The organism is Micromonospora maritima (assembly GCF_902825405.1).
GTDB lineage: Bacteria > Actinomycetota > Actinomycetes > Mycobacteriales > Micromonosporaceae > Micromonospora > Micromonospora maritima.
Map to the genome: position 1 here is coordinate 1 of NZ_CADEAU010000272.1, position 7,328 is coordinate 7,328.

Consider the following 7,328-nt stretch of genomic DNA (forward strand, 5'->3'; position numbering starts at 1 on the left):
GCCGGGACTCATCCGGCGGTGGTCGCCGCGCCGTCCGGGTCGACGCCGGCGCCCAGCGCCGCGGCGCCACCGGTGCGCGCCAGCAACGCGTCCAGCAGTTGGTCACCCATCAGCGAGATCGGCGGCGCGCCCATGGTCACCACCACGTCGCCGGTGCGGGCCCGCCGGGCCACCTCGGCCGGTACGTCGTCCCACGCCTCGACGAACACCTTGTGCTCGGCCGGCAGCGGCACCGCCTCGATCAACGCGGCCGAGCCCTCGCCGGGACCGCGCTGCTCACCGGGGCCGAAGACCTCCAGCAGCACCAGCTCGTCGGCGATGCCGAGGGCGGCGGCGATCTCCGCCTGGAGGTCCCGGGTGCGGTAGAGCCGGTACGGCTGGAACACCACGATCAGCCGCCCGTCGCCGGCCACCTCGCGCAGCGTCTGCAACGCCAGCGTCATCGAGGTCGGGTGGTAGGCGTACTCGTCGTAGACCAGCACGCCGTCCGCGACGCCCTTGCGCTCGAACCGCCGCCGCACGCCGGGGAACGCGCCGAGCGCGGCCTCCGCCGCCGCCACCGGCAGCTCCAGCAGGTACGCGGCGAGCACCGCGGCGGCGCTGTTGAGCGCCATGTGCCGCCCCGGGATCGGCAGCCGGATCTCGCCCAGCGACCGGCCCTCGACCTCGGCCAGGAAGCGCACCCCCTGGGCGGAGGAGGTGACGTCGCTCATCCGCAGGTCGGCGTCGGCGGCCTCGCCGTAGGTCCACACCCGACGGCCCTCCGACCGCAGCGTCTCGGCCAGCCGCCGGCCGCCCGCGTCGTCGGCGCAGGTGACGACGAACCCGTCCGGGTCGGTGAGCCGGGCGAACTCGGCGAACGCGGCCTCCAGGTTGGCCAGGTCGCCGTACGTGTTGAGGTGGTCCGCCTCGATGTTCGTGATGATCGACACGAAGGGGCGGTAGATGAGGAAGGAGCGGTCGCTCTCGTCCGCCTCGACCACGAAGTGCTCGCCGGTGCCGTGGTGCGCTCCGGAACCGACCTCGGAGATCTCCCCGCCGATCACGAAGGACGGGTCGGTGCCGGCCTGCTGGAGCACCATGGTGACCATCGACGTGGTGGAGGTCTTGCCGTGGGTGCCGGCCACCGCCACCGTGCGCCGGCCGGTCATGGCCGCGGCGAGCGCCTCGGAGCGGTGCAGCACCCGCAGTCCCCGCCGGCGCGCCTCGACCATCTCCAGGTGGTCCTGCGGGATCGCCGAGGAGTAGACGACCGTGTCCACCCCGTCCAGGTTGGCCGCCTCGTGGGTGGAGTGGATGGTCCCGCCCAGCGCCCGCAGGCCGGCCAGGGACGGCCACTCCCGCAGCTCGCTGCCGGAGACCGGCAGGCCCCGGGTGAGGAAGAGCCGGGCCAGGCCGGCCATCCCGACCCCACCCACCCCGATCAGGTGGATCCGGCCCAGGTCCTCCGCGGTCATGGTGCCGGCGGGCGTGAACTGCGCGGTGTTCATGAGAGGTACCTTCCCGTCGCGGCGCGGCCCATTACCGGCCCACCGCCTCGTAGACGAAGTTCAGCAGCGCCACGTCCCCGTCGCGCCGGCCGTACCCGGCCGCGGCGTGGCTCATCGTCCAGAGCCGCTGCGGGTCCCGGATCAGCGGGATCACCGTGCGCTCCACCCAGGCCGGGGTCACCTCGGCGTCGTCGACCAGCAGCCCGCCGCCGGCCTCCACCACGGGCAGCGCGTTGCGCTTCTGTTCCTGGTTGCTGTGCGGGTAGGGCACGTAGATGGTGGGCAGGCCGATCGCGGCCACCTCGGCGCAGGTCATCGCGCCGCCCCGGCCCAGCATCAGGTCGGCCGCCGCGTAGCCCAGCTCCATCTCGGACAGGTAGGGCAGCGTCACGTACGGCACCGGCAGGTCGGTGGGGACGGACACCGGCTCGTTGCGGGCGCCGATCACGTGCAGCACCTGCACGCCGTTGCGGGCCAGCTCCTTCGCCGCGCCGGACACCGCCAGGTTGATCGAGCGGGCCCCCTGCGAGCCGCCGGCCACGAAGAGCACCGGCAGGTCGGGGCGGAGCCCGAAGTGGGCGCGGGCGGCGTCGCGCAGGGCCGCCCGGTCCAGCCCGGCGATGCCGCGCCGCAGCGGCACGCCGACCACCCGGGCGTCGCGCAGCGCCTCGGCCTGGGCCGGCTGGTGCGGGAAGCCCACCGCGACGTTCTTGGTGAACTTCATCCCGAGCCGGTTCGCCACACCCGGCGGCACGTTCACCTCGTGGATGACGATCGGCAGGTCGCGACGCCACGCGGCCAGGTAGCCGGGCACCGAGACGTACCCGCCGAAGCCCACCACGGCGTCGGCCGCGACCTCGTCGATCACCTTGCCCGCCGCGCGCGCCGCCTTCCACATCCGGTCCGGCGTACGCACCAGGCTCATGTTGACCGACCGGGGCAGCTGGTAGGCCGGGATCTGCCGCAGGTCGTAGCCGGCCGGCGGGATCAGCTCGTTCTCCAGCCCCTTCGGGGTGCCCAGACAGGTGATCCGGACGCTCGGGTCGTGTCGGCGCAGGCAGTCGGCGAAGGCGAGCAGCGGGTAGATGTGCCCACCCGTACCCCCTCCGCAGAGCACCACCGAACGCAGCGGACCCATCAGCGTCTCCTCTCGCTCGCCGCGCCGGCGCGCGCCCGGTCGGACCGGGCGCCGCGGGGCGCGGCCTGATCGTCCTGCCGCCGCTGCCGGGACCAGGGCACGGACCCTCGGTCGGCCGGGGGCGGCGCCGGTCTGCGGCGCCGGCCGGGAAGCGGCGGCAACGGGGCCCACACTAGTCGGACCCATCGGGCGGGCGGACGGGCGTGCAGCGCTCGCGCCGCGTCCGGCTCGGCCCGGGCGAACGAGGCGAGCATGCCGATCGCGGCCAGCGTCACCACCAGGGCGCTGCCGCCGTCGGAGATGAAGGGCAGGGGTACGCCGGTCAGCGGCAGCAGGCCGGTCACGCCGCCGATGTTGATCACGGCCTGGCCGACCAGCCAGGCGGTCACGCCGGCGGCGGCGAGCCGGCGGAACGGGTCCTCGACCCGGCGGGCGATCCGCATCCCGGTGTACGCGAGCACGGCGAACAGCGCCAGGATCACCGTGCAGCCCACCACGCCCAGTTCCTCGGCGACGATGGCGAAGATGAAGTCGTTGTGCGCCTCGGGCAGGTAGTTCCACTTCAGCGAGCTCTGGCCCAGGCCGACGCCGAACCAGCCGCCGTTGCCGATCGCGTAGCGGGCCTGCACGAGCTGGTAGCAGTAGTCCAGCTCCTGCTCGAAGCAGGTCTTCGGCGACGGCGGGTCGAGCCACATGGTGAGCCGGCCGAGCCGGTAGTTGTCGGCGTCCCGGGAACCGGAGCCGGCGCCGAGCGAGGCGGCGGCCACCAGCAGGCCGATGCCGGCCAGGCCGATCGCGGAGAGCGCGGCGAAGACGCGGCCCCGCACACCGGCCGCCCAGAGCAGCCCGACCACGAGCGCCAGCAGGCAGAGCATGCTGCCCAGGTCGTTGAAGCCGACAAGCACGAACAGCAGGCCCACCACCGGGAACAGCGGCGTGGCCAGTTCCCGCCACCAGCCCAGCGCGGCGCCCTTGCGGGCCAGCACGTGCGCCGCCCACAGCACCAGCGCGAACTTCGCCACCTCGACCGGTTGCAGCGAGATCGGGCCGAGGGACAGCGACAGGAGTTCGGCCCGCAACGGCCCGATGGACGCCACCCCGAACACCGACTCCAGCGCGACCAGCAGGTTGAGCAGGAGCATCAACGCCACCGCCACACCGAGGGCCGGGCGGCTCACCGCCCGGAACGTGCGTGCGGGCAGCCGCTGACAGGCCCAGAACGCACCGATGCCGATCACCGCGAAGACGGCCTGCTTGGTCAGCGACGCGGAGGCGTCGCCGCCCTCGGCGAAGTCCTTCACGCTCGTCGCGGAGAAGACCATGGTCAGGCCGATCAGCAGCAGCAGGCCGGTGCTGGACAGCAGCAGGTAGTAGGAGGCGAGTGGGCGGGCCAGCAGGCCGCGCAGCGCGGCCAGCCCACCGGCCGGATCCCAGCCCGCGGCGGCGACCGGCGGATCGGCCGGCGGCGTGGCCGCGGGCGCGCGGCGGGTCGGCGGGTCGCTGCTGGCCTGGATGTCTCGTCCCTCCCCCACCCGCCCATCATGGCGGCTCGACCCGCCCGCCCGTGGCGCAACCGCCCGGTCGGCGTGTCGGAACTGAAGGAAGGGCCCCTTATTAACAGACGTCTGTTAATAAGGGGCCCTTCCTTACACCTAGCTGACCGCGGCGAGGAACTCGCTGTAGAACAGGCCCAGCGCGATGGCCACCCCGATCCCGGCGATGATCCAGAACCGGACCACGATGTTGACCTCGCTCCAGCCGGCGAGTTCGAAGTGGTGCTGCAGCGGTGACATCCGGAACACCCGCTTGCCGGTGGTGCGGAACGAGATGATCTGGATGACCACCGACATCGTGATGATCACGAACAGGCCGCCCAGGATCGGCAGCAGCAGGATGGTCCGGGTGGACATCGCCATCCCGGCGATCAGGCCGCCCAGCCCGAGCGCGCCGGTGTCGCCCATGAAGATGCGGGCCGGCGACGTGTTCCACCAGAGGAAGCCGACGCACGCCCCGGCCGCCGCGCCGGCGATCAGCGCGATCTCCAGCGGGTCGCGGACGGTGTAGCAGTATTCCCCGGCCGGGTAGTTCGGGTCCGCGCACCAGTGCCGGTACTGCCAGAACGCGATGAGCGCGTACGCGGCCAGCACCATCACCGAGGCGCCGGTGGCCAGGCCGTCCAGGCCGTCGGTGAGGTTGACGCCGTTGGTCGCCGCCATCACCACCATGATGATGACGATCACCGCGCCGATCTTGCCGATCTCCAGCGCCGGGATGTCCCGGATGAAGCTCAGCGTGGTGCTGCCCACCGTCTCGGTGTTCGTCGCGTTGCCGCCGGCGTCGGTCATGCTGGACGGGAAGTAGACCGCCACCGCGCCGAAGACCGCGCCGACCAGGATCTGGCCGGCCAGCTTGCCCCGCTTGTTGAGGCCGCCGCTGTGCCGCTTGCGGACCTTCAGGAAGTCGTCGATGAAGCCGACCGCGCCGGAGAACACCATCAGCCCCAGCAGCACCAGTGCCGTGATGGTCGGCTCGACCTGCGCGATCTGCGCGTCCGGCAGCGTGGTCAGGGCCAGGTGCCCGGCGACGTACGCGATGACCGTGGCCAGGATGAAGACCACGCCGCCCATGGTCGGCGTGCCCTTCTTGCCCTCGTTGCTGGCGAGCCCCAGGTTCGATCGGATCGGCTGGCCGGCCTTCAGCCGGGCGAACACCTTGATCGCGATCGGGGTGCAGAACAGCGAGATCAGGAACGCGACCCCGATGGCGACGATGACCGCCCTCATGCGGCGCCGCCCTCCGTCCCGGCGTCCGCGCGCAGCGCGTCGGCCACCTCCCAGGTCCGGTACCGGGAGCCCTTCACCAGCACCACGTCGCCCGGACGCAGCTCGCTCCGCAGCACCTCGACGGCCGCCGCCTGATCGGTGAGCAGCACCGACTCTCCTCCCCAGTTGCCTACCGCTGTCGCGCCCTCGTGGATCGGCGCGGCCGGCTCGCCCACCACGAGCAGCCGGTCCACTCCCAGCTCGGCCGCGAGCCGGCCGACCTGCTGATGTCCTTCCCGTTCGAAGTCGCCCAGCTCGGCCATGTAGCCGAGCACCGCGACGGTACGCCCCTCGCCGCGCATGCTGGCCAAGGCGCGCAGCGCCACGCCGGTCGAGGCCGGGTTGGCGTTGTACGAGTCGTCGATCAGCGTCACGCCGTCGGGGCGTTCGACGACGTCCATCCGCCGGGTGGAGACCAGACCCAGCTCGTTCAGCGCCGCCGCCAGGTCGGGCAGCGGCAGGCCCAGCTCCCGGCCGACCGCCGCGGCGGCGAGCGAGTTGGACACCTGGTGCCGGCCGGTCAGCCCGAGCCGCACCGGGGCGCTGCCCTCCGGAGTGACGAGCGTGTACGAGGGGCGGCCGCGGCCGTCGAGCGTCACGTCCACGGCGCGCACGTCGGCCCGCTCGGACTCGCCGTAGCGGACCACCCGGGCCCCGGTACGCGACGCCATCGCGTCGACCCGGGGGTCGTCGGCGTTCAGCACGGCCAGCCCGTCGGCGGGCAGCGCCTCGACCAGTTCCCCCTTGGCCAGCGCGATGGCCTCCACCGAGCCGAACTCGCCGAGGTGCGCCACCCCGACGTTGAGCACCACCGAGATCCGTGGCGGCACCACGTCGCACAGGTAGCGGACGTGGCCCACCCCGCGGGCGCCCTTCTCCATCACCAGGTAGCGCGTCTCCGGCGTGGCCTGCAACGCGGTGTACGGGTGCCCCAGCTCGTTGTTGAACGACCCGGGCGGCGCCACGGTCGGGCCGAGCCGCACCGCCAGCTGGGCGATCAGGTCCTTGGTGGTGGTCTTGCCGGAGGAGCCGGTCAGCCCGATCACGGTCAGTGCGGGCAGCCGGTCGACCACGGCGCGGGCCAGCCGGCCCATCGCGTCGAGCGCGTCGTCGACCAGCACCATCGGCACGCCGGGCACCTCCCGGGTGCCGAGCACGGCCACCGCGCCGGCCTCCACCGCGCCGACGGCGTAGTCGTGGCCGTCCACCCGCTCGCCGGGGAAGGCGACGAACAGCCCGCCCGCGGCCACCTTGCGGGAGTCGAACTCCACCGTCCCGGTGACCCGGGCGTCCGGGTCGGCGCCGGCCAGCCGACCGTCGACCGCGGCGGCCACCTCGGCCAGCGTCAGCGGGATCATCGCCGACCCACCAGGTCGCCGAAGCGGGCCCGCAGCGCCGCCGCCAGCTCCACCCGGTCGTCGAACGGCAGCACCTCGCCGCCGATCTCCTGGCCACGTTCCTGGCCCTTGCCCAGCACCGCCACCACGTCACCCGGTTCGGCCACCCGGACCGCCTCCTCGATCGCCGCCCGCCGGCCCGGCACCTCGATGATCCGGGCCGGTCCGGCGGCGGCGTACGCGCCGGTCAGCACCTCGGAGCGGATCAGGGCCGGGTCCTCGGTACGCGGGTTGTCGTCGGTCACCAGCACCACGTCGGCGCCCCGGGCGGCCACCTCGCCCATCACCGGCCGCTTGCCCCGGTCCCGGTCGCCACCGGCGCCCAGCACGCAGACCAGCCGGCCCTCGGTCAGGCCGCGCAGCGCGGTCAGCACCGCCTCGATGGCGTTCGCCTTGTGCGCGTAGTCGACCACCCCGCGCACCGGGGCGTCGCCGCTGACCAGTTCCAGCCGGCCGGGCACGCCGCCGCAGGCGGCCACGC

At 73.5% G+C, this 7,328-nt stretch carries 6 protein-coding genes; all 6 read right to left on the minus strand.

Features of this window, described 5'->3' with window-relative positions; translation table 11 throughout:
• Positions 1 to 8: 8 nt before the first annotated feature.
• Complete coding sequence (murC, locus tag HUW36_RS21355) at positions 9 to 1,490, minus strand: UDP-N-acetylmuramate--L-alanine ligase (RefSeq protein ID WP_174529794.1); 1,482 nt, start codon at positions 1,488 to 1,490, stop codon at positions 9 to 11.
• Between the two features lie 31 nt (positions 1,491 to 1,521).
• Positions 1,522 to 2,628, minus strand: a complete 1,107-nt coding sequence (gene murG, locus HUW36_RS21360; protein WP_174529795.1) for an undecaprenyldiphospho-muramoylpentapeptide beta-N-acetylglucosaminyltransferase — start codon at positions 2,626 to 2,628, stop codon at positions 1,522 to 1,524.
• Positions 2,628 to 4,043, minus strand: coding sequence for an FtsW/RodA/SpoVE family cell cycle protein (locus tag HUW36_RS21365; RefSeq protein WP_174529798.1), 1,416 nt, complete (start codon positions 4,041 to 4,043; stop codon positions 2,628 to 2,630). The genes murG and HUW36_RS21365 overlap by 1 nt, the downstream gene beginning before the upstream one ends.
• A 237-nt stretch (positions 4,044 to 4,280) precedes the next feature.
• The gene (mraY, locus tag HUW36_RS21370) at positions 4,281 to 5,411 is read right to left on the minus strand and encodes a phospho-N-acetylmuramoyl-pentapeptide-transferase (protein ID WP_174529796.1); all 1,131 of its coding nucleotides are present in this window, start codon (positions 5,409 to 5,411) and stop codon (positions 4,281 to 4,283) included.
• A complete protein-coding gene (locus HUW36_RS21375) occupies positions 5,408 to 6,808 on the minus strand; it encodes a UDP-N-acetylmuramoyl-tripeptide--D-alanyl-D-alanine ligase (RefSeq protein WP_174529797.1) in 1,401 nt (466 codons plus the stop codon). Before HUW36_RS21375 ends, mraY begins: the two co-directional genes overlap by 4 nt.
• On the minus strand, positions 6,805 to 7,328 hold a 524-nt coding region (locus HUW36_RS21380; RefSeq protein ID WP_281357547.1), incomplete at its 5' end, for a glutamate ligase domain-containing protein. The genes HUW36_RS21380 and HUW36_RS21375, both read right to left, overlap by 4 nt.